The following is a 24,883-nucleotide window of genomic DNA, read 5'->3' as shown; positions in this document are numbered from 1 at the left end:
CGCGGGGCGTTCACGCCACGCGCCCGGCACGGGTGTGCGCGGTGCAGCCATCCATTCGCCCGGCCCCGCTCTCCGCACGGGGCCGGGCGTGGGGCACGGATCAGTAGTTCACCGTCACCGAGTTGGAGCATTCGGCGGTGCCGGCGTTGCATACCTTGTAGGTAAAGCTGCCCGACTTCTTGACGCGCACGGCTTCACTGAAGCTGCCATCGTTGGCCGTGGTCGCCACCACGCTTGCGCCGCGATGCACGTCGACGTTGGTGCCGGTGCCATTGGTCCAGGTCAGGTTGACGGTGAGGGTGTTGCGATTGCGGCTGCTGGTCGCAGCGAGCGTGGTTGGCGGCGTGCCGCCACCGCCACCGCTGGCTTCGCGGCCGTCGATGAACTGCGCGCCGCTGTTGCCGGGATCAAGCCAGTTGCTCAGGCGAGTGGCGCTGGTCCCGCCCCCCTGCCAGGACACGGACAGGCGTCCGTAGTAGTCGCTCTTGTCGCTGGCCGAGCACGAGGACGGCCCGCCGTGCAGTTGACCGATCACCCGCTTCTCCGGCGAATACAGCGGCGAGCCCGACGAACCCGGTTCGGTCACGCCGATGCCCGGCGTCCAGAACACGTGGATGTGGCTGCCGTTGCCGGGCACGGACGGGTTGTTGTAGCTGGTCGTGGTCGTCGCGGTGAATGAATGACTGATGCGCTTTTCGGCGACGTTGGGATGATGGATGCCGGTTGCGCTGGCGAAATCGCCGCTGCGGCGATCCCATCCGGCCAGGTACAGGCCGAAGGCCGACGGGGCCGGGTCGTCGAGTTCGACCAGGGTGAAGTCCGAAGCGGCATTGCCGGCGCGGAAGAACGAACCGGTGAGGAACTGGTTCAACGTGCCGTCGCCATCCTGTCCATTCTGCGAGCTGCCCACGACGCGGCAGGTGGAGTTCTGGTAGTTCCAGTACGTCACCAGCGAGGCGGCGTTGCTGCTGGCGATGCCGCAGTGGTTGGCCGTGAGGAACAGCAGCTTGCCATCGCCGGCGGCGTTGTTGACCAGGCTGCCGGTGCAGAACAGGCTGCCGCCGGTGGAGATCACCGCCACCGCGCGGATCTGCTCGCGGTGGGCATCGCCTTCGGCGCAGACCACATCCACGTTGCAGCTGCCCGACGTGCCCTGGGCGCTGACGTCGCGCAGCTGGCGGGCCATGCGGTGGAAGCCGACATAGTCGTGACCCACCTGGCCCAGGCGCAGCTGGAGCTGGTCGCGCTGCGCGCGCGGCAGCACGACTTCGATCACCGCTTCCTCGCCGGTCACCACGGGCGTCCACAACTGCCCGTGCGCTTCGTTGTCGGCGGCGGTGAACTGCCGCACGGTGCCCGGCGTGGCGGTGGCGGCCGTGACCGCCGCCGGATAGATCAGCATGCGACCGCCCGCCGGCATCAGGTATTGGCTGAAACCGAAGTTGAGCGACAGCGCGCCCGGTGATTCCACGCGCACTCGCCAGACGACGGTGTCGGCGTCCAGGTCCTCCCACTGGCCCGCGTTGAGCGGCGTGAGGTCGACCGCGATGGGTTGCGCGTAACGCGGTGCCAGGTCGCGCGCGGCCCGGCGCACGTCGTCGGCGCGCAGGCGCACGACGTCCACCGCGGGCAGTGTGCGTACGGCGATGCGGTCCAGGGGGCTGAGGCGGGGATGATCGAAGGCGGCGGGACGGGCGGCGGATGCGGCCAGTGCGGGCGCGATGGCCAGTGCGAGTAGAGCGGTGGCAAGACGCAGTCGCTTCATGATGACTCCTCCGTTGAGTGGTGCAGCGACGAGACTTCCGGTGCGCCGACGGCGGGCCGCCGGCCGGCCATTGACGCCGGCAACCGCGTTAGGGAAATGTGAGATCCAGTCGCGGCGGGATCCGCCTGACGGATGGGTAGCCACGCGCGGGAAGGCCCGCCCGTGCGTCGTCGCTACCGGACTGCGCCTGCCGCAGGCGATCGACCTGGCGGCTCAGTCCGGGCGATCGGCGGCGGTCATGATCCGCGCGCTGCGCAGCTGCGTGTGGCCGTCGACGACATCCGTCCAGACCACGTGGGCCCGCTCGCCCTGCACCGCCAGTTGCGCGAGGCCCGTGACGCGACCGCGGCCCTGCAGGCGCGCCACTTCCAGGCGTTGCAGTTCGCGCGACAGGTCGCCGGCATAGCGTGCCAGCTGCAGCGACTGACCCTTCGCATCCTCGCGCAGCCACAGCACCCAGATGTCTTCGTCCACGAGGGCCACGGCGACCCGGCCCTGCACGGCTTCGCCGCGGTCGACAGTGACCGGCGCGCCGAAGCGATCGCCTGCGTCGTCAGAGCGCGCCAGCTTCAGGGTCGGCATGTCGCCGGCGGCGGTGTACCAGGCCGTGACGACGGTCGACGCGCGTGCGGCGACGGCCGGGCCGTTGACCGGACAGGCCGGCATGATCCAGTTGTCGGCGTGCACCCGGGTGGGCGCTGTCCAGCCGGCCTGGTCCCAGCGCGACGTCGCGATGTCGCGGATTTCGTTCTCGGTGCGATCGCGGAAGACGATGAGCGGGCCGCGCGCGGTCATCGCGACATCGGTCTGGCAGCAATCGCAGGTGGACGCGTCCAGGCGCGCTTCGTCGCGACGCTGCAGCCGGGCGTCGAACACGGCGGCGCGCAGGGTCATGGCACCGCTGCCGCCCTCATGTCCGCCGTGTCCGGCATGCGCCTGCCCTGCCGCGGTTTCACGGCCGTCGAGCCAGGCCACGCCGAGGCTGTCGCGGGTGTGCGGCCACAGGGAGACGAAACCGTGCTCGGCCGGACGCGCGTCGGCGTTGACCGCCTGCGGCGCCGACCAGGTCGCGCCGCCATCGCCGGAGCGCGACAACACGACGTCATAGGCATACGTGGATTGCGCCGACTTGCGCAGCCAGTGCGCCCACAGCGCGCCGTCCGCCGTGGCGGCCACGTGCGGCGTATCGGCCCAGTTGACGAACCAGTCGGCGCCCTGCGCGACCGTGCGCGGCTCGCCCCAGCGGCCATCGGCATGGCGCGCCAGGCGCAGGACGTGGCCGCCTTCGCGCGGTTCGATCCACGACAACAGCAGGCTGCCGTCGGGCGCGCGCACCAGGTCCGGCTGTGCGGCGGCGGCGGCGGTGACCGGCAGGGACCAGGCTTCGACGCGTGCTTGCCACGCCGCGGGGTGGCCCGTAGCCTCGGCCGCAGACTGCGTTGCGGGTGCACGCGATGGCGTGCAGGCCGGCAGCCACACCAGTGCAAGCAGGCACGCCCATACCGCCTGTTTCGACATCGTCATTGCTCTCCGAGTCCGCATGTACCTGACCGTCGCTGCCTACACCGACCCGCTCCTCGCCCGCCTCGTGCATGGTCGCCTGGAGGCCGAGGGCATCGTCGCAAGAGTCGACGACGAGCATACCGCGCTGGCCTACTGGGACCTGCGGCAAGCCCTGGGCGGAGTGAGAGTCCGCGTGGCCGCCACGCAGTTCGACGCGGCGCGGCAGATCGTGCGCGGGATCGACGCAGGCGAGTTCGCGTTGGAGGACGAGGCGGGCGGCGGCGGCCGCATCCCGGCCTGCCGGGAATCGCTGTCCAGCCGGCTGGCCTATGCGTTGCTGTTCCTGCTGTCGCTGCCGGTGCCGTTCTCGCGGGGCTCAGCCCGCGGCGAGTGAGTTGGCGCCGGCGCGACCGTTTCCACGCGCCAGGTGCACCAGCAGCAGCGAGATCGCCGCCGGTGTCATGCCCGGGATCCGCTGGGCCTGGCCGATCGTTTCGGGGCGCACGCGCTGCAGCTTCTGCTGCACCTCGGCCGACAGGCCGCGCACGCCGGCGTAGTCGAAGGCCTCGGGAATCGCCGTGGCCTCGTGCCGGGCCTGGCGGGCGATCTCGTCGCGCTGGCGATCCAGGTAACCCGAATACTTCACGCCGATCTCGACCTGCTCGGCCACCTCCGCATCGGCCACCGCCGGTCCCAGCAGGGGCACCCGCGTGAGCTGGGCGTAGTCCAGCTGCGGGCGCCTGAGCAGGTCCAGGGCACTGGTTTCACGGGTGATCTCGATGCCCAGGGTGTCGGCGATCTCGCGGCCGAGGGCGTTGTTGGGCGCGGCCCAGATCGCCCCCAGGCGGGTGTTCTCCCGCGCGACAGCCTCGCGCTTGGTGTCGAACACCCGCCAGCGCGCGTCGTCGACCAGGCCCAGTTCGCGACCCGTCGGGGTCAGGCGCAGGTCGGCGTTGTCCTCGCGCAGCTGCAGGCGATATTCGGCGCGCGAGGTGAACATCCGGTACGGCTCGCTGGTGCCGTGGGTGATCAGGTCATCCACCAGCACGCCCAGGTAGGCCTCGTCGCGGCGCGGGCACCAGCCTTCGCGCTGGTGCACGAACCGCGCGGCGTTGACGCCGGCGAGCAGGCCCTGCGCGGCGGCTTCCTCGTAGCCGGTGGTGCCGTTGATCTGGCCGGCGAAGAACAGCCCGGCGATCGACTTGGTTTCCAGCGTCGCCTTGAGGCCGCGCGGATCGAAGAAGTCGTATTCGATCGCGTAGCCGGCGCGCGTGATGTGCGCCTGCTCGAAGCCGCGGATGCTGCGGACCAGCTCCAGCTGCACGTCGAAGGGCAGCGAGGTGGAAATGCCGTTGGGATAGATCTCGGCGACGGTCAGCCCTTCGGGCTCGACGAAGATCTGGTGGCTGGCCTTTTCGGCGAAGCGCACCACCTTGTCCTCGATCGACGGGCAGTAGCGCGGGCCGATGCCTTCGATCTGGCCGGTGTACAGCGGCGAGCGGTCCAGCGCGCCGCGGATGATCTCGTGCGTGCGCTCGCTGGTGTGCGTGATCCAGCAGGACACCTGGCGCGGATGGTCGGCGCGCGAACCGATGAAGGACATCACCGGCCGCGGATCGTCGCCGGGCTGCTCCTCCATGACGCCGTAATCGAGCGTGCGGCCATCGATGCGCGGCGGCGTACCGGTCTTGAGCCGGTCGACCACGAACGGGCCTTCGCGCAGGCGCTGCGCCAGCGCCACCGCGGGCGGATCGCCGGCGCGACCGGCGGCATAGGTGGTCTGGCCGATGTGGACCTTGCCGGCGAGGAACGTCCCTGCGGTCAGCACCACCGCCGGCGCGTGGAAGGTCAGTCCGGTCTGCGTGAGCACGCCGCTGACGGCGCCGTTGGCGAACACGATGTCGTCCACGGCGGACTGGAAGACGGTCAGGCCAGGCTGGCTTTCCACCGCATGGCGGATGAAAGTCCGATACAGCGCCCGGTCGGCCTGGCAGCGCGTGGCGCGCACGGCGGGCCCCTTGCTGGCGTTGAGGCGGCGCCACTGGATGCCGGCGGCGTCCGCCGCCCGGCCCATGACGCCTCCCAGCGCGTCGATCTCCTTGACCAGGTGGCCCTTGCCGATGCCGCCGATGGCCGGGTTGCAGCTCATCGCGCCCACCGTCTCCACCGAGTGCGTCAGCAGCAGCGTGCGGGCGCCGGCGCGGGCGCTGGCCAGCGCGGCCTCGGTGCCGGCATGGCCGCCGCCGACCACGATGACGTCGTACTGGTAGAAGGACTGGGACACAGGCAGCCGGAAAAGCTTCGGGGTTCGAACGGGAGCACGATTCTACCGGAAGGCTTCCATGAACGATTTACTTTTGAATCAGGCACTTGGCGGTGGGAAACCGGCCGCTGTGGCGCAACTTGGCACGCTTCCTGCGACATACCCATGCACCCAGCGGGGCAGGCGCTAGACGTCGGCTAGATTTGGAACAGGGGCTGGCCAAGCGCTCGCGGGGGAAGCCAGGGGTCGAATGTCGGGGGACATTCGACCCCTTTTTTATGTCCGGAGACCCGATTTGTGACGACTCGCACAAATTGTCTGGGCACGCGACCGGCCGTCGGTGATGAGCGGTAAATTCCGCGCAAAAAAAATGGCCGGAATCGGCCACGGGACCTGGAGAGTTGGGTAGTGGCAGGGAGCCGACGTCCGACGGGGACGGAACAGGGGGGATCCGTGGATTCCGCGTCGGACGTCGACATCGTCACTTGCTGCCTGCGACTTAACCTGCAACGTCGCAATGCGACGCAACCGGTCAGGTGACTGCAGCTTGCCGGCAGATGCCCCGCAGCGCAACCCCGCAGGAATGCGAAATGTGACGCAGCCCGCGCCCGACTTCACGGCCCGATCGGGCGCTGATGTATGGGGCGGTCGCAGATTCCAGGTGAGCGCCGGAGCCGCCGGACCAGGCGCCATGGCGCCCGGCCTGCACACCGTCAGCTGCCCGCGGACGCGGGCGCGCGAGAACCCCGGACGCCCGCAATTACTGCTCGCTGCCGCGTCCCATGCGCCGCGCCGGCTGCGTGCGGGGCATGGGCGGCAGGCTGGGCATCATCCGTGGCTGTGGACGAGGCGATTCAACCCGCGGCTCGGATTGGCGCGGCTGGACCCGCGGCTTCTCCATCACGCGTGGCGAGCCGTCTTCGTCGGACCGCGGCAGGCCGCCGGCACCCGGCTGGATACGCGGCTTCTCGATCACGCGCCGCATCATCATGCCTTCCGGCGGAGGGCCGCCGGACTGGGCGCGGCGGTTCTGGATGTCCTGCCACGACGGCTTGCCGCCACCGGGCTCGTTGAGCGAGCGCGGCTCAGGCCGGGGCTGGTGGCCGGAGTAGTAGTAGTAGGGCCACGGGTCGTGGAAGCCGTACCCCCAGCCCGGGCCGTACCAGGAGTAGTACGGGTAGCCGTAGTACGGCCAGCCGTAATTCCCGTAACCATAGCCGTAGCCGAAGGCGCCGTACCCGCCGTATCCGTAGTCGTAATAGCGGTAGTCGACGCCCGGCTCGCCGTAGTAGTAGTCGCCGCCATGCTCCTGGCGGTAGTTGTAACCGGTGACGCAGCCCGCGAGCAGGCCCGTGAGGAGCGCCGGCAGAAGTAGTTTGCGGATCATGGCCGAACCCCCTAGGGAATCACCGGAAGCATCTGCCTGCCGGATTGAACTCGCGCTTAATTTTCACGACCGGGCCACGCGACCGCTAACTCGTTCAGTCGTTGCCGCAGGCGGTAGCATCGCCCGATGACGACTTCGCCTTCCCTGCGCCCGGGGCACACCGCCGACGCCGACGCGCTACCTGACTTCGACGACGTGCTGGCCGCCGCCGCCCGCATCGCGCCCCATGCCCACCATACGCCGGTCCTGCGTTCCAGGGCGATCGACGCCCTGGCCGGCTGCGAACTGTTCTTCAAGGCCGAACACCTGCAGCGGGCGGGGGCCTTCAAGTTCCGTGGCGCGTGCAATGCCGTGTGGTCGCTCACGCCGGCGCAGGCCGCGCGCGGCGTGGTGACGCATTCCTCCGGCAACCACGGTGCGGCTCTCGCACTGGCCGCACGCACGCGCGGCATCGCCTGCCATGTCGTCGTGCCCGAACAGGCGGTGGCGGCCAAGCTGGCGGCGATCGAGGCCTACGGCGCGGTGCTTCACCGTTGCGCCCCCACGCTGGCCGCGCGCGAGGCGATGTGCGCGCAGGTGCAGGCCGACACCGGCGCCGAACTCGTCCACCCCTACACCGATGCGCGCGTGATCGCCGGCCAGGGCACCGCGGCGCTGGAACTGCTCAATGCCAACGGCCATGCGCTGGACGCCATCGTCACTCCGGTGGGCGGCGGCGGGCTGCTGTCGGGTACGGCGATCGCGGCCCGGGCCACCACGCCCTCGATCCGGATCTTCGGCGCCGAGCCGACCGGCGCCGCCGACGCGCACGCATCGCTGGCGCGCGGCGAGCGCGTGCCTTCCCTCGTGCCCGACACGGTCTGCGACGGCCTGCGCGGGCTGATCGGCGCGCCGAACTTCGCCCTGTTCCAGCGCCACGGCGTCGAAGTGCTGCTCGCAGACGACGGTGCGACGGCACGCGCGATGCGGCTGATCTGGGAGCGGACCAAGCAGCTGGTCGAACCGTCTTCGGCCGTTGCGCTGGCGGTGGTACTGGGACACCGCGAACGCTTCGCCGGGCAGCGGGTGGGCGTCGTGCTGTCGGGCGGCAACGTCGACCTGGATGCAATCGGCGACCTGCTCGCCCGCGCGCGCTGAACCGTCGTCCGCGCCATTCGTCGGGTGGCGGCGTCCGGATGAGCTGACTGCGCCGACCCGATGAGCCCGTCGCCGCGGGTCAGGCCCCGCGGTCGCCGCTCAGTTCATCGGTGGCGTGTGGATCGCCGGCGGCGTTGCGCGCAGCGACGATGCTGAAGACGACGATGCCGACGATGACCGTGAGCGCACCCCACAACGTCAACCCGTGCGGCCAGGCTTCGCCCAGCCAGAGCACGCCGATCAGGGTGGCGAACAGGATCTCCGCCGCCTGCATGGCCTCGGCCGCCGCCAGCGCCGTGGGATCACGGCGCACCATGCCGGTGGCCTGGAAGAACAGAACGGTGGCGATGACGCCCGCCCCCAGCGCCACGCCCGCGGCCAACCACGCCTGTGCGACCGGCGGCGGTCCGACGCGGAACCAGGTCACGGCGGCCAGCGCCCACCACAGGGGCTGGCTGGCCAGGGTCATGCCGAACACGCGCTGGGTGGCGTTGAGCTCGATGCCCGCGTGCTCCAGGTGCAGCAGCAGGCCGCGGTTGCCCAGCGGATAGGCGAAGGCACTCACTGCGACCGCCACCAGGGCGATCCACGCTGCCCGGTCCAGTTGTCCGCCGGCATTGCCCAGCTGCATCAGCACCACGCCGCCCACCACCACCAGGCCCGCGGCCAGCGCCGGCAGCGGGATGCGCGCGCGACGGTCGCGATAGAGAAAGGGCGAGCACAGCATGCCGGCCACCACGGTCAGCTGGAACGTCCCCGCCACCAGCCACGACGGCCCGCTGGCCGCCGCGTAGGCGAGCAGCACGTAGAACAGGACAAACCCCACGCCGCTCCAGAGCAGCCAAGGGCCGCGGATGGGCGCGGATTGCGCGCAGCACCGGCGCGACCCCGCCCAGCCACGGCATGACCAGCAGCATCAGTGGCAGCGTGAACAGGTAGCGCAGCGCGGCCGTCCACGCCCAGTGCCCGTGCGCGTTGGCCGCGGCCCGGTTGAGGACGTAGGTGCAGGTGAAGAAGAACGCCGACGCCAGCGCGATGGCCACCGCGGCCAGGGCGACGCGGCGTGCGGGCGTGCTCACGCCCCGCGCCGGCGCACGGGAATGGCGGAAATGGGCACCGCGACTTCGTCGACGCCGCCCACGCGGATCGGCGTGCCCGGAGGCGGGCCCCAGGCCTGGGGCGGTGATCACTTCCCAGGTCGCCGGCAGCCGGCCCTGCGCGCGCATGGGCTCGTAAGCCTGCGCCGCGCGCGCGAAGCGGGCGCGGCCGGTCAGGCTGCGGCGGCGCGTGGACAGCGCGTTGGTCGCGCCCAGCGTGCGCAGCTCGCGCATCAGGCCGCCGAGGTCCTCGTGTCGCAGCACCAGTTCATCGCGATCCAGCACCGGATCCTTGAACCCCGCGGCAATGAGCGCGTCGCCGAACTGCGCGATGGTGGCGAACGGGCTCACGTGCGGTGCGTTGTCGGCTCCGGCGAAGGCCTCGCGCAGTTCCCACAGCGTGTGCGGACCGAAGGTCGACAGCAGCATCAGGCCACCGGGCTTGAGCACGCGGCGGAAACCGGCGAACACCGCCGGCAGGTCCTGCACCCACTGCAGGCACAAGTTGGAGAACAGCACGTCCACGGTGGCATCGGCGAGCGGCAAGGCGCGCGCGTCGGCGCACAACGCGGCCGGACGTGCACGGAACGGGCGCCAGCCTCCGGCGTTGTGGCGCGCCTGCCGCAACATGGGCAAGGCCAGGTCGAGCGCGATGACCTGCGCGCGTGGCCAGCGCTTCTGCATGTCGATCGCGGCGTGACCGGGACCGCAGCCCACGTCGAGCACCACCTGCGGGGTGCGCGGCGTGCCATTGCCGGCTTCGCGCTGCGCCCGTTCGTCGAAATAATCCAGCGATTCAAGCAGGCGTGCCGACACTTCGCGCTGCAATGCGGCCGCGTCGTCGTAATGGGTCGCCGCGCGCGAGAACGCACGCCGGACCTGGCGGTGGTCGAACAGTTCGGTCATCGGAAATCTGCAGATGGGTAGTGGCGCCCGTGAAGTCGTCCATACCGCCGCGCGATGTCGGACATCACGCACCGCACGTACTGGTTGGACGACAGGCGCGACATCAGGTCACCTGCCTCATGAAGCTGTCGATCTGCGCCGCGACCGCGTCGGGATCGCCCAGGAAGGGCGCGTGACCGGCCTGCGGAATGACCACGCTGCGCGCGTCCGGCGCCAGCGCCGCGGCGGCGGGCATCGCGCCGGCGGGCACCAGGCGGTCGCGCCGCCCGGACAACCACAGGCTGGGCACGCGCAGCATCGGCAGCTCGTCGCGGGTATCCAGTTGATCCAGCAGCGCCAGCCCTTCAAGCAGCGCACGCTGCGCCGGCTCGCCGCGGGCGAAGGCCTGCGCGCGCAGGCTGCGCAGTTCGTCCTGCGCGTGCGCCGAACCCAGCGCCTCCAGCGCGAGGAATCCCTCGAGCGTGCCGCGGAAGTCCTTCGCCAGCGCCTCGCCGAAATCGCGGAACAGCTGCGCACCGACGCCGTGGCTCCAGTCCTCGCCCACGACGAACCGCGGCGAGGACGCGATCATCACCAGGCCGCGCACGGCATGCGGGTGGTCGAGCGCAGCCCGCAGCGCGAACTGCCCGCCCAGCGACCAGCCCAGCCACACGGCGTCGGGGACACGTTCGACCAGTTGCGCCGCCAGCGCTTCGGGCACCAGTGGCGTGCTGTCCTCACGGGCATGCCCGTGGCCGGGCAGGTCGACCAGGTGCAGCGTATAGCGATCGGCCAGCCGCTCGACCAGCGGCGCGAACAGCCCACCGTGCATGGCCCAGCCGTGAATGAGTGCGAGCGCGGGACCATCGCCGCGCGACTGGATATGCATCGCCGGCTACCGCAGGAATTCGGCGACGCGCGCTTCGGCCTCGGCCTTGTCGCGTCCCCGGCCGATCGCTTCGACCAGGCCGTCGATCTCCGCGGGCGTGTGCAGCGCGGAGAGCGTGACACGCAAGCGTGCGCGGCCGTCGGGGACGGTCGGCGGCCGGATGGCGGCCACCCAGAAACCGCGCTGCTCCACCGTGGCGGAGATCGACAGCGCGCGCTTGTCGTCGCCGCACATCACCGGCTGGATCGGCGTCTCCGACGGCAGCAGGACCAGGCCCACCTGCGCGGCGCGTTCGCGGAAATGCGCGATCAGGTCGTACAGCTTGCCGCGCCGCCACTGTTCGGTACGCGCCAGCTTGACCGCCGCCAGGGTGGCGGCCGCCTGCGCCGGCGGGATGGCGGTGGTGTAGATGTAGGGTCGCGCGGTCTGCGCCAGGTGGTCGATCAGGTCGGCGTCACCCACGACGGCCGCGCCGTAGCCCCCCAGCGCCTTGCCCAGCGTGACCAGCTGCAGCGGCACCTGTTCCACCGACAGCTGCGCCTCGGCGACGCTGCCCCGGCCGTCCGGGCCCAGCACGCCCACGCCGTGCGCGTCGTCCACGTAGAGCAGCGCCTTGTTGACCCGCGCCACCAGGGCCAGCTCCCTCAGCGGCGCGATGTCGCCGTCCATGCTGAAGACGCCGTCGGTGGCCAGCATCGCCAGCCCGTCCGGGCTGTCGCGCAGCTGGCGCAGCGCGCCACTGGAATCCAGGTGCGGATAGCGCCGCAGCCTGCAGCCGGCCAGGCGCGCGGCGTCGATCAGGCTGGCGTGGTTGAGCCGGTCCTGGACGCAGACGTCGTCGTCGCCCAGCAGCGCCTGCACGACCGCCAGGTTGGCCAGGAATCCGCTGCCGAACAGCAGGGCGCGGGGCGCGCCGATCCAGTCGGCGATCTCCTTCTCGAGTGCGTCGTGCAGGGCGTGGTGCCCGCAGACCAGGTGCGAGGCCACGCCACCGGCGCCTTCGCGGGAGGCGGCATCCTGCAGCGCACTGACGACCTGGAAGTGCTGCGACAGGCCGAGGTAGTCGTTGCTGCAGAAGTTGAGCAGCGTGCGGCCGGCGACCTCGACCCGCGCGCCATCGCGATGGGTCACGCTGCGTCGGGTGCGCAGCCGCGATCCGGCGGCGCGCTCTTCGTGCGCGGCCTGGATGCGTTCACGCCACGACGCGCGGGCCATGTCAGGCCACCGCGCAGGACGGGTTGGGGCCGGCGTCGGCCGGCACGGGCGTTTCCAGAATGTCGGCGTGCACCGTATCCCCCTGTTGAACGACCGGCATGGGCGTCAGGCCCAGACGACCGAACAGTGCCATATCGCGCTCGGTGTCGGGGTTGCCGGTGGTCAGCAGTTTCTCGCCGTAGAAGATGGAATTGGCGCCAGCCAGGAAGCACAGCGCCTGCAGTTCGTCGCTCATCGTTTCGCGGCCGGCCGACAGCCGCACCATCGAACACGGCATGAGGATGCGGGCCACCGCGATCGTGCGCACGAACTCGAACGGATCCAGCGTGGCGGTGCCGGCCAGCGGGGTGCCCTCGACCTGGACCAGGCGGTTGATCGGCACCGAATCCGGGTGCGCCGGCAGGTTGGCGAGGGCCTGCAGCAGGCCGGCGCGCTGGTCGCGGGCCTCGCCCATGCCGACGATGCCACCGCAGCAGGTCTTCATGCCGACCTCGCGGACATGCGACAGCGTGTCCAGGCGGTCCTGGTACTCACGCGTGTGGATGACCTCGCCGTAGAACTCCGGCGCGGTGTCCAGGTTGTGGTTGTAGTAATCCAGTCCGGCCGCCTTGAGCGCGCGGGCCTGGTCGGCCGAGAGCATGCCCAGGGTGGCGCAGGTCTCCAGGCCCAGCGACTTCACTTCCTGGATCATCGCGGCGACCTTCGGGATGTCGCGGTCCTTCGGCGAGCGCCACGCCGCGCCCATGCAGAAGCGCGAGGCGCCGGCGGCCTTGGCCTGGCGGGCCTTGTCCAGCACCGCTTCGGTGCTCATGAGCTTGGTGGCGTCCACGCCGGTGTGGTAGCGCGCGGCCTGCGGGCAATAGCCGCAGTCCTCCGGGCAGCCGCCGGTCTTGATCGACAGCAGGGTGCTGACCTGGACCTGCGCCGGGTCGAAGTTGGCGCGGTGCACGCTGGCCGCCCGGTGCAGCAGCTCGGGGAAGGACAGGTCGAACAGCGCGCGGACCTCGGCCCGCGACCAGTCGTGGCGCACGCCGGCGCCGTGGACGTCGGTGTCCGCTGCGACAGCCACAGGGGGTGGAAACCGCCGACGCGGGGACGGGAATGGGGCTGACAGGACTCATGGTCGTATTCCGACAGACGCGGGCTTGCAGGCCCGGCAGTCTGGAAAGCATGACCATCGCTGTCAACCAAACCCGCGACGCGCCGGTTGACGAGCTGCGCAGCCGCCTGAAGTACTGGCTCCGGCAGGACGCGGCCCGACTCCTCTGGCCCCGCCACTGCCTGGTCTGCGGCGAGCCGGGGTTGGACGGCCTGGACCTGTGCGGCCCGTGCGCGGCCCAGCTGCCCTGGAATCGCAGCGCCTGCTCGGGTTGCGCCCTGCCCCTGGCGCAGGCCGGCCTGTGCGGGTCCTGCCTGCGCCGCCGGTCCCCGCGGCGGCGGCGGCCGCCGCTGGACGCAGTGCACGCGGCCTGCCTGTACGCGTCGCCGGTGGACCGGCTGCTGTTGCGCTTCAAGTTCCACCGGGACCTGGCGGCCGGTGCCCTGCTGGCCCAGTTGATGGCAGACGCCTTTGCCCCCCTCGCGCCGGTAACGGGGGTTGTGGCTGGTGCGATGCCGGTGCTCGTGCCGGTGCCCCTGCATCGCGCCCGCCTGCGCCGGCGGGGCTACGACCAGGCCCTGGAACTGGCCCGGCCGCTGTCGCGGGCCTTGGGCCTGCCGTTGGAGGAGGCCCTGCTGACCCGCGTGCGCGCGACCGGGCCGCAGTCGGAACTGCCCGCGGTGCAGCGGCGAGGCAACCTCCGCGGCGCGTTCGGCGTGCCCGCGGCTGGCCGGCTGCCCGCGCATGTGGTGCTGGTCGATGATGTGATGACGACGGGCGCAACCCTGCAGGCCGCTGCCCAGGCCCTGCGCCGCGCGGGCGTGCCCCGGGTCGACGCATGGATCTGCGCGCGGACGCCGTAGCCTTCCCCGTTCCTGCCCGGGCCGGGAAGCTCGGCCGTCGCCCGTGGCGCGTGGGTCCTGTTACGCGGCCCGCGCGGGCAAGTGCCGCGATAACGTTTCGGCCCGCCGCATCCACGCGGATCGTCGGGCGCGAGGGGTCACTGCGCCGGTCGCACCGCGGCCTTCGGCGTTGGGATCGACACCCTGGCTGCGCGCCCGGAACCGATCAACGCTTCGGCGCGCAGTTCCATCGGTGCTCCCTGGCTAAACAGTGCGGTCGTACCCACGGCGGTCCACGCCGGATACCGGTCCTTGAAGAACTCGGCGTGCACCTTGAGCACGATGTCCATCTGCGCCCGGAACTCGGCGTTGTCGCGCGCCAGGTGGAAGCTCTGCAGCTCGACCACGTCCTCCAGGCTCGCGCCCGCTTTTTCCAGGTGCGCCTGAAGCTGCTGGAACAGCCAGCGGATCTTCGCTTCGTCCGAATCGCCTTCGATGGCCGGAATGCCCGACACGATCACGCGGTCGCCCAGCTTCACCACCGGCGAATAGTGGATGCCGTGGTACGAACCTTCCCAGCCGGCGGGCGCCAGATGTTCACGCGAGGGCGGCTGCGCAAGCGCCGGCCCGGCGGCCGCGAGAACGAGCAGAACGAGGGCGTGCAGGCGCATGGGAAGCTCCGGAGTGGGGACACCGGATGATGGCCGAGCGCGGCGCGACCCGCACGCGCGGGACCCGTTCCGCCAAGCGATGCCGGGGCGCTCGGCGAAATCCATGTCCAGACGTCGTGGCGGCGCATCCGCGGCGGCGCGGGCGTGGCCCGTCCGACAACGCTTGCATCGCGACCGGCCGCAGGCGTGATCCCGCGGCCGCGCGACGCGCGCAAGCTACGGCTGGCTCGCGTTCGTTCCGGCCAAGGGTGCAGTTGACGATGCCGCCCTCGAAGCCCTGGCTCGTGTTGTCCTGGCACAGGGTCTGGTTGGCGGTGATGCCGTAGCCCTGCGTCAGCGCGCTCTGCATGACGACGTTGTCGCGTACCACCCCTCCCATGGAGGCGATGCCGTTGGCGCCGTAGATGCCGGCGCGCACCAGGCCGCTGATGCGGTTGCCGCGAGCCACCCCGCCCGCCGACATCTGCAGGCCCACCGCGTACGCCGTCGGCCGTGCCGGCCGCTTCGATGCCCCGGATCGTGTTGTCGACAAACTGGTTGCCCACGCCGCTGTCGGCATAGATGCCGTAGGCGAAGGCGGCGCCGATATACCCGCCGGTGTCGGTGATGATGTTGCGGCGGATCAGGTTGTCGCCGCCGGTGGAGACCTGCAGGCCCGTCACCAGGCTCATGTCGATCGCGTTGTCCTCGACCCGCCCGCCTTCGCCCAGCACCAGCATGCCGGTGTTGAAGCCCTGCACCCGGCAGCGGCGGATCACGGCCCCGCTGCGTCCGGCGTTCACCGTGATGCCGAAGGCATTGCTGGTAGCGCCGGCGCCGAGCCCGCTCAGGCGGAAGTGGTTGCAGTCGATGGTGACGTTGTCGCCATCGATCATGAGCGCGTGTCCACCGGTGATGCTGGTGTACTTGTGCCCGCGCAGGCACCAGGTGCCCGGGGTGGAGATCGTGGCCGGCAATGCATCGATGAAACCGGTGCAGTTGTCGTAGCCCTGCGCCGCGCGCGCGGCGGGCGCGGCCAGCGCGGAAAGCGCGGCCAACAGGAGGATCGCGGTCAGGCGGAGCATCGTGGCCCCCTCGTCACTGCACGCCATTGGCGCCGGCCAACTGGCAGGTGCCGATCCCGCTGAGGAATCCCTGGACCGTGTTGTCCTGGCACAGGCTGAGGTCGGTGCCGGCGCCCGAGATGCCGGCGCCCGCGGTGCCGGACGGCGCCTGCACCAGGTTGTCGCGCGCGATGGTCTTGCCCAGCAGCTGGATGCCTGCGGCGCCGTGGGACCCACTGGCGACAATGCCGAAGATCCGGTTGCCCTGCGCCAGGCCGGCGTTGAGGTAGATGCCGCGGCCGGCGCGGTCGCCGCCGACGTTGCCCGCCGGAGACACGCCACGGATCGCGTTGTCTATCACCTGCACGCCTGGTCCAATGGCGATGATGCCGTCGGCGTAGACCTCGTTGGGGCGTCCGCCCGTGTCGGTGACCACGTTGCCGCGCGCGATGCTGTCGCCGGTCACGTAGATGCCGTTGTAGGTATTGAGGTCGAGGTGGTTGTCCTCGACCACGTGCCCGCCGCCGAACAGCACGACACCGCGCTTGAAGCCCTGGACGCGGCAGTTGCGCACGATGGCGTTGTGGCGGCTGGCGCCGGCGGAGATGCCCACCGCTTCCGTCGCGGCGCCGGCGCCCAGCCCGGAAAGGCGGAAGTCGTTGCAGTCGATGGTGATGTTGTCGGCGCCGATGGTGATGGCCGCGCCGGAAAGCTGGCTGGTGAACCGGTGGCCACGCAGGCACCAGGGTGCCCTGGGTGGACACGGTGGCAGGTAGCGAGTCTATGAAGCCGGTGCAGTTGTCGTAGCTTTCTGCGGCCCACGCGGCAGGAACGACTCCGAGCAGGGCGACGGCGAGCATCAGGTGGCGCAGCGGACGATTCATCGAACAAGGACTCCTGGGTTGATGGCCGATGGATGCCGCCGGCCACATCAAGCGCAAACGCGGGTTTCCAACTGTGGCGGCCACGGTCCGCGACGGACAGTGGGCGACGAACCCTGCCAGGCCGGCGAAGGCCTGCTCAGAACACGCCGGCCAGGAACATGTTGTTGCCGGCCAACGCACAGGTTTCCGTGGCGATGCCATTCTCGAAATTGACGATGTCGTTGTCGCGGCAAGCGCTGAAGGCGCCACCGCCCGCGATGCCGATTCCCACCGTCGCCGTCGCCTGCACGATGGTGTTGCGGCGGATCACCGAGCGCCCCGTACCGATGATGCCCCAGGCGTGGCCATTGCCGCCCTTCTCGAGCCCCGACACGTGGTTGTCCTCGATCAGGCCGGCCGCAAAGATGCCGCGGGGATATCGCTCGCCAAACCCGTTGCCCGTGGGGAGGACACCGTGCACGGTGTTGCCGCTCACGCGGGCCCCAACGGCGTTGGCGTTGATGGCAAACGCCACCTCCTCGTCCGGGCGCCCGCCGGTGTTCATCACGGCGTTGTTGCGGATCACCGGGTGATCACCGGATGCGTGGATGCCGACGAAGCGGTTGCCGTCGAAGCGGTTGTCCTCGATCAGATGGTTGGCTCCGTACATCACCACGCCGTACTTGAAACCCTGGATTCGGCAGCGGCGGACGGTGGCGTTGAGCCGGCTGGCGCCGGTGGTGATGCCGATCGCATTGGTCGCCACGCCGGCGCCGTAGCCGCTCAGGCGGAAGTGGCCGCAGTCGATGGTGACGTTGTCGGTGAGCACCGAGATCGCCGCGCCGCTGGCCTGGCTGGTGTACAGGTGGCTGCGCAGGCACCACGTGCCCTGCGTACCGATGCTGGCCGGCAAGGTCTCGATGTAGCCGGTGCAGCCGTCGTGGTCCTGCGCCGCGCGCGCGGGCGTCAGCGGGGTCGCGGCAAACGCCAGCGCGACCAGCATCAACAGGCGGAATGAAGTCGTGGTCATGTCGGCCGTCCGGTCAGAGGTCGGTGTTGGCGTAGGCCAGGCAGTCGATCGTGCCCAGGTCGTCCAGGAAGCCCACCAGGTCGTTCTCGCGGCAGATGCTGACCGCCGCGCCACCACCGCGGATGCCATACCCGTGCGTGCCCGACGCCTGGATCACGGCGTTGTCGCGCGCGACGGCCGAACCGGTCATGCGGATGCCGGTGGCAATGCCCAGGCTGCCGGCGGTGACGAGCCCGCTGATGCGGTTGCGCTGCGCCACGCCCTGGCCCAACTGGATGCCGACCGGGAATCTGTCGCCATCGGCGTTGGCCATCGGCGAAACGCCGGTCACCGTGTTGTCGTGGATCCTCGCCTGTCCGGCGTCGATCCCGTGCGCGACGCCCGCGGCGGGCCGGCCACCGGTATCGGCCACCAGGTTGCGCCGGATGATGGCGCCCGCGCCGGAGACCAGGATGCCCGTCTGCGTATTGCCCTCGAAGCGGTTGTCCTCCACCAGGTGGAAGCTGCCATGCAGCACCACGCCGTGCTTGAAGCCCTGCACGCGGCAGTTGCGCACGGCTGCACTGATCCGGCTGGGGCCCGTGTTGATGCCCACGGCTTCGGTCGCATCACCGGCGCCCAGCCCGCTGAGGCGGTAGTCGTTGCAGTCGACGCTGACGTTGTCGGTGAGGATGCTGATCGCCGCGCCCGTGGCCTGGCTGGTGAACAAGGCGTGCCGCAGGCACCACGTGCCCTGGGTGCTGATGCTGGCCGGGAGGGAATCGATGAAGCCCGTGCAGTTGTCGTAGCTTTCGGCGGCCCGGGCCGGCGTGCCGACGGCGACGGCGATCAGGGCAAGGGCGGCCAGGCCGGCAGCGTGGCGCATCGTGAACTCCTTGGCAGCGTGACGTGCCGCGCGCCAGGGGGCAGCGGCGATCCTTCGCGGACGCTAGCACGCCGGTCCCGCCAGCTCACGCTGCACTCGCGCAGTGGCGATGTGACCCTTACGGTGGGCCGGAGCGCGCCGCAGCCGCCCCGGGGCGATCCGACGTTGCCGGACCCCACGCAGGCTCAGGGCAGGACGGGCGGCCGGTATTCCAGCGTCAGCCCCAGCAGCCACAGCAATCCCAGCACCAGCGGGATGTGCACGAGCAGCTGGATGAAGGTGAAGCCGACGATGTCGCGCGCCTTCAGCCCGATCACGCCCAGCAGCGGCAGCATCCAGAACGGATTGACCAGGTTGGGCAGCGCCTCGGCTGCGTTGTAGACCTGCACGGCCCAGCCCAGGTGCACGCGCAATTCGTTCGCCGCCTGCATCACGTAGGGCGCTTCGATGATCCACTTGCCGCCGCCGGAGGGCACGAAGAAGCCCAGCACGGCCGAATAGACGCCCATCACCAGCGCGAAGCTTTCCTGCGAGGCGACCTGCACGAACAGCTGCGACAGGCGGTGGGAGAGCGTGGCGCCGTCGCTGCCGGCGACCTGGGTCAGGATCATCGCGATGCCGCCGTACAGGGGAAACTGCAGCAGCACGCCCGCCGTGCCGGGCACCGCGCGCGTCACCGCGTCGAGGAAGCTGCGCGGCCGCCAGTGCAGCAGCAGCCCGAGCGACAGCCCGAGCAGGTTGTAGGTGTTGAGGTCGGCGATCGCCGATGTCCACGGCTTGGCCGCGAACTCGGTCACCAGCCAGCCCAGTGCCAGCAGGGACACCGCGATGGTCAGCAGCGGGCTGTATTCCAGCCATTCGCCGGGCCGCGTCGGCCGCGGCACAGAGGCGGCAGGCAGGTCGATGTCGCCAATGCAGTCGGCCGCGCGCACCGCCTGCGCGCCACGTGGCGCGGTGTGCCAGGCGACCAGCGCCGATACCGTGATGAGAGCCGCGGTGAGCAGCAACGACTGCCACAGGAAGATCGTCTGCGTGAAGGGCAGCACGCCGGTGATCTCCAGCAGCCCGGGCGGCATGCTGGCGGGGTTGGCCTGCAGCTGCGCCGCGGACGAGCTCAAACCCATCGCCCACACCGCGCCCAGGCCCAGGTAGGCCGCCGCACCGGCGGCCCGGTAATCCATGTCCAGCTCGCGCCGGCGTCCGAGCGCGCGCACCAGCAGGCCGGCGAACACCAGCGAGAAGCCCCAGCTCAGCAACGAGGTCAGCATGCTGGCCAGCGCCACGAACACCACCGCGCCCCGTCCGCTGCGCGGCCATCCGGCGATGCGTTCGATCACGCGTGCGACCGGCGGTGCGGTGGCCACCACGAAGCCCGCGATGACCACGAACGCCATCTGCATGGTGAACGGCACCAGGCTCCAGAAGCCCTTGCCGAAGCCCTGCGCGGTGGCCTGCGGGCTCGCGCCTGCGAGCAGCGCGGCCACTGCCACCAGCACCAGTCCGAGCACGGCGAATACCCAGGCGTCGGGAAACCAGCGTTGTGCGAACTCCGCGCACGACAGCGCCAGGCGGGTGAGGCGATCGGCCGGCGGCGCGGCGGCGGCATGACTCATGACCGTGCTCCTTCGGGAATTCCGCGCATCGATGGCGACGGCTGCAGGCGCATGGACGTCTGCGCGGCATCGCCGGACATGCACCGGAACGGTCAAACGCACGCGGCCCGCCCGCTGGGGGACGGGCCGCGCGCGGTACGGCTCAGGACTGGGTGGGCTGCGCGGCTTCGCGCTTGCGGCCCATCAGCCACAGCGCCGCGCCGACCACGACCAGGCCGATGCGGATGGCGATGCCCGCCGTCGGTCCCCAGTTGTCGATCCAGCCCAGCAGCCGGAATTCCATCTGCAGCATGTTCAGCACGAACGAACCCAGGCCAAGGATGACCAGCAGGGTGCCAAGTGACTTCATGTGTGTTCCCCCGGAACGTTGAAGTGAGTACCGCGCCCGGCCCCCGCCGGGCCGGCCGAGCATAAGCGGTCTTCAGCTTCCGCGCAGGGCCAGCGCCAGCGCGATCCCGGCGAACACCGTCGCGCCGACCCAGTGGTTGTGCAGGAAGGCCTTGAAGCAGCCTTCGCGGTCACGGCCGCGTGCGAGATGGAACTGCCACGCGACCAGGACCGCGACCAGCCCCAGTGCGGCCCAGTAGTACACGCCCAGTTCGGCGCGCCGGCCGACCAGGAACAACGCATAGCCGAACAGGGCGAACAGGATCCCCTGCGCGACCAGGTCCATCTCGCCGAACAGGATCGCGGTGGAGCGGCTGCCCATGCGCAGGTCGTCGTCGCGGTCGACCATCGCGTACCAGGTGTCGTAGGCGGTGGCCCAGGCGATGTTGGCCGCGTACAGCAGCCAGGCCAGCGGCGGCACTTCACCCTGGATCGCCGCGAACGCCATCGGGATACCCCAGCCGAAGGCCAGGCCCAGGTACACCTGCGGCAGGTAGGTGTAGCGCTTGAGATACGGATAGCTGGCCGCCAGCACCACGCCGGCGAAGCTGAGATACACGGTGAGCCGGTTGAGGGTCAGCACCAGCGCGAACGCAACCAGCATCAGCACCGCGAACACGAGCAGCGCCTCGCGCCCGCTCACCGCGCCGCGCGCGAGCGGGCGTCCCTGGGTGCGCTGGACATGCGGGTCCAGCCAGCGGTCGGCGTAGTCGTTGATCACGCAGCCGGCCGAGCGGGTCAGCCAGACCCCGAGGCTGAAGACGATCAGCGTCCAGATCGGCGGCATGCCGCCGGCGGCCAGCCACAGCCCCCACCAGGTCGGCCACAGCAGCAGCAGCCAGCCGATCGGACGGTCGCCGCGCACCAGCTCCCAGTACAGCGCCAACCGGGCCTTCCACGGCGGGACGAAAGGGGCTTCGAAGCGTTCATAGCTCATGGCGTGATCGGTCTGGATGATCGGTCTGGATGATCGGTCTGGATGATCGGTCTGGATGGAACGGTCGGTCTGGATCAGGTCGGTATCGCGGGCGGTACGCCGGACCGCCGCATTGTGGCTGATGAACGCCGCCGCCGCCCCGTGCCATTGCTCCGGGGCGGTGCACGGGGTATACGCTGGAGGCAGCTCGCTCTCGTGGGGGGACGGGATGGACATCAGCCGGCGGGAAGTCCGGATCAGCGTGCAGGGCGTGACCGAGGGCATGTTCGTCAGCCGCCTGGATCGCCCGTGGCTCGAGATCCCCTTCCCGATCCAGGGCATGAAGATCTCGCGCGACGAGGAGATCTTCATGCTGCTGCGCGCGTGCAGCCACGTGTGGATCGACATCAGCGCCGGCCGCGCGCCGGATCTGCGCTACCTGGTGATCGAAGAGTCCGAGGTCGTGCGCGTGGCGCGCGCCGAGGAGGAGCTGGCCGCGCTGCGCCGCACCACCTTGGGACATCGAAAGCGACCTGGAGACCGAGCTGCGCCTGGCCACCCGGGCGCACGCCTCGCTGGCCTCGTGCGTGGAAGAAGTGATGGACGACCTGCGCCAGGGCCTGCGGCTGGACCTGGCCAAGCTGCGCGACGGCGTCGACGCGATGATCGACTCGATCCTGCGCAATCCCACCGCCTTCGCCTGGCTCAAGGAACTCAAGCGCCGCGACAACTATTCCTACCAGCACGCCATGGGCTGCGCGATCTGGTCGGCCAGCTTCGGCCGGCACCTGGGCCTGGAGCGCTACGAGATCCGCAACCTGGCGCTGGGCGGTCTGCTGTGCGACATCGGCATGACGCAGGTGCCGCTGGAACTGCTCGCGCGGCAGGGACCGCTGGCCTCGGAGGAGGCCGAGATGATCCGGCGCCACGTGCAGCACGGGCTCGACCTGGTGGTGCACAACCCCGAATTGCCGCCGGGCCTGGCCGAGATGGTGGCCACCCACCACGAGCGCCACGACGGCAGCGGCTATCCCAACGGGCTGCGCGGTAGCGAGATCCCGATCTTCGGCCGCATCATGGGCCTGGTCGACAGCTACGACGCGATGACCTGCCTGCGCCCCTACGCACGCGGGCGCTCGCCGCACGAAGCGGTGGCCGAGCTCTACCAGCAGCGCGGCACGCTGTTCCAGGCCGAACTGGTGGAGCAGTTCATCCAGTCCTGCGGGATCTACCCGACCGGCTCGCTGGTGGAGCTGTCGAACGGGCAGGTCGGCGTGGTGACCGAGGTCCACAGCCTCAAGCGGCTGCGGCCGCGGGTGATGCTGCTGCTGGACGTGGACAAGAAGCCGCTGGCGAAATTCCGCGAGATCGACCTGGGCGAGATCGAGCACGAAGGCGAGCCGCTGACCGTGCACAAGGGCCTGCCGCCGGGCGCCTACGGCATCGACCCCTCCGAACTGTTCCTGGACTAGCGCGGACCGGAGCCGACCCGCATGTCCACCGGCATCGACGACGACCTCACGGGCCTGCACAACCGGCGCAGCTTCCTCGCGCTGCTGCGCCGGCACATCGGCCTGGCCAACGACCAGCGCACCAACCTGGGCCTGGTGGTGATCGACATCGACGCGTTCGCGCGGATCAATGCCACCCACGGCTTCGACTTCGGCGACCGCGTGCTGGTGCACCTGGCCCAGCAGCTGCGCGACGTGGCCCGCCGCCAGGACTATGCGGCCCGCATCGGCGACAACCGTTTCGCGCTGCTGCTGACGCGGGTGATGAACAAGGGCCACGTCGAACTGGCGATCCAGAAACTGCTGCGCCTGCTCGAAACGCCGTTTGCGTCCGGCAACACGCGGGTGAAGGTGGCGGTGACCGCCGGCGCGGCCGTATGCCCGATGCACGCCACGCACGCCGAATTCCTGCTGCGCCAGGCCGAGATCAGCCTGGAGGCGGCGCGCGCGCTGGGCCACCACAGCCTGTTCGCGCCCGACCACGACACCGACAACGGCCTGTCACAGCTGTGGGACCTGGAGATCGAACTGGTCGGCGCGCCCGAGCGCGGCGAGCTGTCGCTGCACTACCAGCCCAAGCTGCGCGCCCGCGACCGCGTGCCCGTCGGCGCCGAGGCGTTGATGCGCTGGCACCACCGCGCGCGCGGCACGATCGCGCCCGACCTGTTCATCCCGGTGGCCGAGCAGACCGGGCAGATCCGCACGATGACGATGTGGGCACTCAATACCGCCCTGCGCCAGGCAGGCGAATGGACCGGCGCCCCGCTGTCGGTGGCGGTGAACGTGCCGGCCACCATGGTGACCCGCCACGACCTGCCCGAACTGGTGGAGAACGCGCTGCACCTGTGGGGCCGCGACCACGTGCAGCTGGTGCTCGAAATCACCGAGCGTTCGCTGGTGGCCGACCCGAAGCACAGCTTCACCATCCTGTCGCAGATCCGGGAGATGGGCGTGCGCATCTCCATCGACGACTTCGGCACCGGGTACTCCTGCCTGGCCTACTTCAAGGACATCCCGGCGGACGAGCTGAAGATCGACAAGTCCTTCGTCGCCGGGCTGCTCACCGACCCGGCCAGCGCGGACATCACCTGGCTGATCATCGACCTGGCCCACCGATTCGGTTTGAGCGTGGTCGCCGAAGGCGTCGAGGACGAGGCGACCTTCCAGGCGTTGCGCGACCGCGGATGCGACATCGTCCAGGGGCACCTGTTCGCGCAGGCGATGCCGCCGGACGCGTTCAAGCGCTGGCTGCGCGGTGCGCTCGGCCTGGCCGCATGAGGGCGGCAACGCCGCGACGGCCCGCGTGCGAGGGGCCGGACATGCGCAGCGTCGGCTGCTAGAATGCGCGCCCCGCACCCTGCGGGCCGCCCTTTGCGGGGCGGGTGATACAGTTTCACCGCTGCGCCGGACCCCGCGTCCCGCACACCACGCGCCTGTAGCTCAGCCGGATAGAGTAGTGGCTTCCGAAGCCATTGGTCGGGGGTTCGAATCCCTCCAGGCGCGCCATTCCCCCCCACCATTCCGCAGCGCCGATCCATCGGGGCGCCGTCATTGCGCGCGCGCGTTTCAACCTGGCCGGGAATTCCACGGGTGAGGCGATGGCGCGCTCGAGCGCGACGCCGGGTTCCTTTTTGAGTACACGAACCCCGGCCCGTGCCTCGGGTTTGCGCGCCCCTTGCCCGCCCAGGCCTCCATCCCGGCCGGCCTTGCCGGCCCCGCCCCTGCCCCGGTGGGGGCCGAGAGGTCGCCGTCCGCGGGTTCAGGGTCCCTGGCCTCACCGGCAGGCCGTCCCCAGACCTTCCCCAGGCCCGTCGCGCCCCCCGAAAACCGGCCGGCTCGCTTCGAAGGGGCGCTTCTGGAATAATTCGCGCTCTTTGACCCAGTAAGGCGCGGCCTCCCGGC

General features: G+C 70.4%; 21 protein-coding genes, 1 tRNA gene and 2 pseudogenes. 7 read left to right on the top strand and 17 right to left on the bottom strand.

The features are described 5' to 3' along the window. Positions 1 to 100 precede the first annotated feature (100 nt). Positions 101 to 1,765: a trypsin-like serine peptidase gene (locus I8J32_RS04915; protein WP_200614739.1), complete on the bottom strand. Its 1,665-nt coding sequence runs from the start codon at positions 1,763 to 1,765 to the stop codon at positions 101 to 103. A gap of 213 nt (positions 1,766 to 1,978) precedes the next feature. Next, on the bottom strand, positions 1,979 to 3,289 hold the full coding sequence (locus tag I8J32_RS04910) for a sialidase family protein (protein ID WP_200614740.1): 1,311 nt from the start codon (positions 3,287 to 3,289) through the stop codon (positions 1,979 to 1,981). Positions 3,290 to 3,305: 16 nt separating this feature from the next. Between I8J32_RS04910 and I8J32_RS04905 the strand changes: the two genes are divergently transcribed. Then, positions 3,306 to 3,662: a putative signal transducing protein gene (locus I8J32_RS04905; protein WP_200614741.1), complete on the top strand. Its 357-nt coding sequence runs from the start codon at positions 3,306 to 3,308 to the stop codon at positions 3,660 to 3,662. Here the strand turns inward: I8J32_RS04905 and mnmG are convergent. Together mnmG and I8J32_RS04895 are read right to left on the bottom strand one after the other, a co-directional pair. Further along, on the bottom strand, positions 3,645 to 5,552 hold the full coding sequence (gene mnmG, locus I8J32_RS04900) for a tRNA uridine-5-carboxymethylaminomethyl(34) synthesis enzyme MnmG (protein ID WP_200614742.1): 1,908 nt from the start codon (positions 5,550 to 5,552) through the stop codon (positions 3,645 to 3,647). The two genes, I8J32_RS04905 and mnmG, sit on opposite strands and share 18 nt — an antisense overlap. A 739-nt stretch (positions 5,553 to 6,291) precedes the next feature. Next, entirely contained in the window at positions 6,292 to 6,918 is a 627-nt protein-coding gene (locus tag I8J32_RS04895) for a hypothetical protein (RefSeq protein WP_200614743.1), read from the bottom strand. A gap of 126 nt (positions 6,919 to 7,044) precedes the next feature. Between I8J32_RS04895 and I8J32_RS04890 the strand changes: the two genes are divergently transcribed. Continuing rightward, the gene (locus I8J32_RS04890; RefSeq protein ID WP_200614744.1) at positions 7,045 to 8,055 is read left to right on the top strand and encodes a pyridoxal-phosphate dependent enzyme; all 1,011 of its coding nucleotides are present in this window, start codon (positions 7,045 to 7,047) and stop codon (positions 8,053 to 8,055) included. 79 nt (positions 8,056 to 8,134) lie between these two features. Here I8J32_RS04890 and I8J32_RS04885 read toward each other — a convergent pair whose 3' ends face one another. The 5 genes and pseudogenes from I8J32_RS04885 to bioB form a co-directional block, all read right to left on the bottom strand. Beyond that, on the bottom strand, positions 8,135 to 8,881 hold the full coding sequence (locus I8J32_RS04885) for a multidrug resistance efflux transporter family protein (RefSeq protein WP_245156419.1): 747 nt from the start codon (positions 8,879 to 8,881) through the stop codon (positions 8,135 to 8,137). Positions 8,882 to 9,130: 249 nt separating this feature from the next. Continuing rightward, a pseudogene (gene bioC, locus I8J32_RS04880) lies at positions 9,131 to 10,058 on the bottom strand (malonyl-ACP O-methyltransferase BioC). A 103-nt stretch (positions 10,059 to 10,161) separates the two neighbouring features. Further along, a complete protein-coding gene (gene bioH / locus I8J32_RS04875; RefSeq protein WP_200614746.1) occupies positions 10,162 to 10,926 on the bottom strand; it encodes a pimeloyl-ACP methyl ester esterase BioH in 765 nt (254 codons plus the stop codon). 6 nt (positions 10,927 to 10,932) lie between these two features. Continuing rightward, positions 10,933 to 12,141: an 8-amino-7-oxononanoate synthase gene (gene bioF, locus I8J32_RS04870; RefSeq protein ID WP_200614747.1), complete on the bottom strand. Its 1,209-nt coding sequence runs from the start codon at positions 12,139 to 12,141 to the stop codon at positions 10,933 to 10,935. Between the two features lies 1 nt (position 12,142). Next, entirely contained in the window at positions 12,143 to 13,171 is a 1,029-nt protein-coding gene (bioB, locus tag I8J32_RS04865) for a biotin synthase BioB (protein WP_207526876.1), read from the bottom strand. A gap of 140 nt (positions 13,172 to 13,311) precedes the next feature. On the opposite strand from bioB, the gene I8J32_RS04860 reads away from it, so the two are divergent. Continuing rightward, positions 13,312 to 14,103, top strand: coding sequence for a ComF family protein (locus tag I8J32_RS04860; protein WP_200614749.1), 792 nt, complete (start codon positions 13,312 to 13,314; stop codon positions 14,101 to 14,103). Positions 14,104 to 14,240: 137 nt separating this feature from the next. Here the strand turns inward: I8J32_RS04860 and I8J32_RS17540 are convergent, their stop codons facing one another. The 8 genes from I8J32_RS17540 to ubiA all read right to left on the bottom strand — a co-directional run bounded on the left by I8J32_RS17540 (position 14,241) and on the right by ubiA (position 21,491). After that, complete coding sequence (locus I8J32_RS17540; protein WP_245156484.1) at positions 14,241 to 14,597, bottom strand: Rid family hydrolase; 357 nt, start codon at positions 14,595 to 14,597, stop codon at positions 14,241 to 14,243. 20 nt (positions 14,598 to 14,617) lie between these two features. Further along, on the bottom strand, positions 14,618 to 15,817 hold the full coding sequence (locus I8J32_RS04855; protein WP_207526796.1) for a right-handed parallel beta-helix repeat-containing protein: 1,200 nt from the start codon (positions 15,815 to 15,817) through the stop codon (positions 14,618 to 14,620). A gap of 13 nt (positions 15,818 to 15,830) precedes the next feature. Beyond that, positions 15,831 to 16,409 (bottom strand): right-handed parallel beta-helix repeat-containing protein, encoded by a 579-nt coding sequence (locus I8J32_RS04850; protein WP_207526795.1) that lies wholly within the window; start codon positions 16,407 to 16,409, stop codon positions 15,831 to 15,833. Positions 16,410 to 16,816: 407 nt separating this feature from the next. Further along, positions 16,817 to 17,689, bottom strand: a complete 873-nt coding sequence (locus tag I8J32_RS04845; RefSeq protein ID WP_200614753.1) for a right-handed parallel beta-helix repeat-containing protein — start codon at positions 17,687 to 17,689, stop codon at positions 16,817 to 16,819. A 13-nt stretch (positions 17,690 to 17,702) separates the two neighbouring features. Then, a complete protein-coding gene (locus tag I8J32_RS04840) occupies positions 17,703 to 18,554 on the bottom strand; it encodes a right-handed parallel beta-helix repeat-containing protein (protein ID WP_200614754.1) in 852 nt (283 codons plus the stop codon). Positions 18,555 to 18,739: 185 nt separating this feature from the next. Further along, positions 18,740 to 20,167, bottom strand: a complete 1,428-nt coding sequence (locus tag I8J32_RS04835; protein ID WP_200614755.1) for a short-chain fatty acid transporter — start codon at positions 20,165 to 20,167, stop codon at positions 18,740 to 18,742. 142 nt (positions 20,168 to 20,309) lie between these two features. After that, entirely contained in the window at positions 20,310 to 20,516 is a 207-nt protein-coding gene (locus I8J32_RS04830) for a hypothetical protein (protein WP_200614756.1), read from the bottom strand. Between the two features lie 72 nt (positions 20,517 to 20,588). Further along, positions 20,589 to 21,491: a 4-hydroxybenzoate octaprenyltransferase gene (gene ubiA, locus I8J32_RS04825; RefSeq protein WP_200614757.1), complete on the bottom strand. Its 903-nt coding sequence runs from the start codon at positions 21,489 to 21,491 to the stop codon at positions 20,589 to 20,591. A gap of 55 nt (positions 21,492 to 21,546) precedes the next feature. Between ubiA and I8J32_RS18035 the strand changes: the two are divergent. The 4 genes and pseudogenes from I8J32_RS18035 to I8J32_RS04805 form a co-directional block, all read left to right on the top strand. Continuing rightward, a pseudogene (locus I8J32_RS18035) lies at positions 21,547 to 21,918 on the top strand (DUF3391 domain-containing protein); the annotation flags it as partial. Between the two features lie 151 nt (positions 21,919 to 22,069). Beyond that, a complete protein-coding gene (locus I8J32_RS04815) occupies positions 22,070 to 22,942 on the top strand; it encodes an HD-GYP domain-containing protein (RefSeq protein ID WP_207526794.1) in 873 nt (290 codons plus the stop codon). Between the two features lie 21 nt (positions 22,943 to 22,963). After that, positions 22,964 to 24,259, top strand: a complete 1,296-nt coding sequence (locus tag I8J32_RS04810) for a putative bifunctional diguanylate cyclase/phosphodiesterase (protein ID WP_200614760.1) — start codon at positions 22,964 to 22,966, stop codon at positions 24,257 to 24,259. Between the two features lie 151 nt (positions 24,260 to 24,410). Further along, positions 24,411 to 24,487: transfer RNA gene (locus I8J32_RS04805), tRNA-Arg, on the top strand. The last annotated feature ends 396 nt before the right edge of the window (positions 24,488 to 24,883 follow it).

Source organism: Lysobacter solisilvae, assembly GCF_016613535.2.
GTDB classification, from domain to species: Bacteria; Pseudomonadota; Gammaproteobacteria; order Xanthomonadales; family Xanthomonadaceae; genus Agrilutibacter; species Agrilutibacter solisilvae.
Note: the sequence above shows the minus strand (reverse complement) of the source record. Positions and strands in the feature narration are given on the sequence as shown.

Coding starts and splice junctions, on each gene's coding strand:
- I8J32_RS04895 (WP_200614743.1), bottom strand. CDS start 6,918: ATGATCCGCAAACTACTTCTGCCGGCGCTCCTCACGGGCCTGCTCGCG.
- I8J32_RS04815 (WP_207526794.1), top strand. CDS start 22,070: ATGGACGACCTGCGCCAGGGCCTGCGGCTGGACCTGGCCAAGCTGCGC.
- I8J32_RS04905 (WP_200614741.1), top strand. CDS start 3,306: ATGTACCTGACCGTCGCTGCCTACACCGACCCGCTCCTCGCCCGCCTC.
- I8J32_RS04845 (WP_200614753.1), bottom strand. CDS start 17,689: ATGACCACGACTTCATTCCGCCTGTTGATGCTGGTCGCGCTGGCGTTT.
- I8J32_RS04835 (WP_200614755.1), bottom strand. CDS start 20,167: ATGAGTCATGCCGCCGCCGCGCCGCCGGCCGATCGCCTCACCCGCCTG.
- I8J32_RS04910 (WP_200614740.1), bottom strand. CDS start 3,289: ATGACGATGTCGAAACAGGCGGTATGGGCGTGCCTGCTTGCACTGGTG.
- I8J32_RS04840 (WP_200614754.1), bottom strand. CDS start 18,554: ATGCGCCACGCTGCCGGCCTGGCCGCCCTTGCCCTGATCGCCGTCGCC.
- I8J32_RS04890 (WP_200614744.1), top strand. CDS start 7,045: ATGACGACTTCGCCTTCCCTGCGCCCGGGGCACACCGCCGACGCCGAC.
- I8J32_RS04860 (WP_200614749.1), top strand. CDS start 13,312: ATGACCATCGCTGTCAACCAAACCCGCGACGCGCCGGTTGACGAGCTG.
- bioH (WP_200614746.1), bottom strand. CDS start 10,926: ATGCATATCCAGTCGCGCGGCGATGGTCCCGCGCTCGCACTCATTCAC.
- ubiA (WP_200614757.1), bottom strand. CDS start 21,491: ATGAGCTATGAACGCTTCGAAGCCCCTTTCGTCCCGCCGTGGAAGGCC.
- bioF (WP_200614747.1), bottom strand. CDS start 12,141: ATGGCCCGCGCGTCGTGGCGTGAACGCATCCAGGCCGCGCACGAAGAG.
- I8J32_RS04915 (WP_200614739.1), bottom strand. CDS start 1,765: ATGAAGCGACTGCGTCTTGCCACCGCTCTACTCGCACTGGCCATCGCG.
- I8J32_RS04810 (WP_200614760.1), top strand. CDS start 22,964: ATGTCCACCGGCATCGACGACGACCTCACGGGCCTGCACAACCGGCGC.
- I8J32_RS04855 (WP_207526796.1), bottom strand. CDS start 15,817: ATGCTCCGCCTGACCGCGATCCTCCTGTTGGCCGCGCTTTCCGCGCTG.
- I8J32_RS04830 (WP_200614756.1), bottom strand. CDS start 20,516: ATGAAGTCACTTGGCACCCTGCTGGTCATCCTTGGCCTGGGTTCGTTC.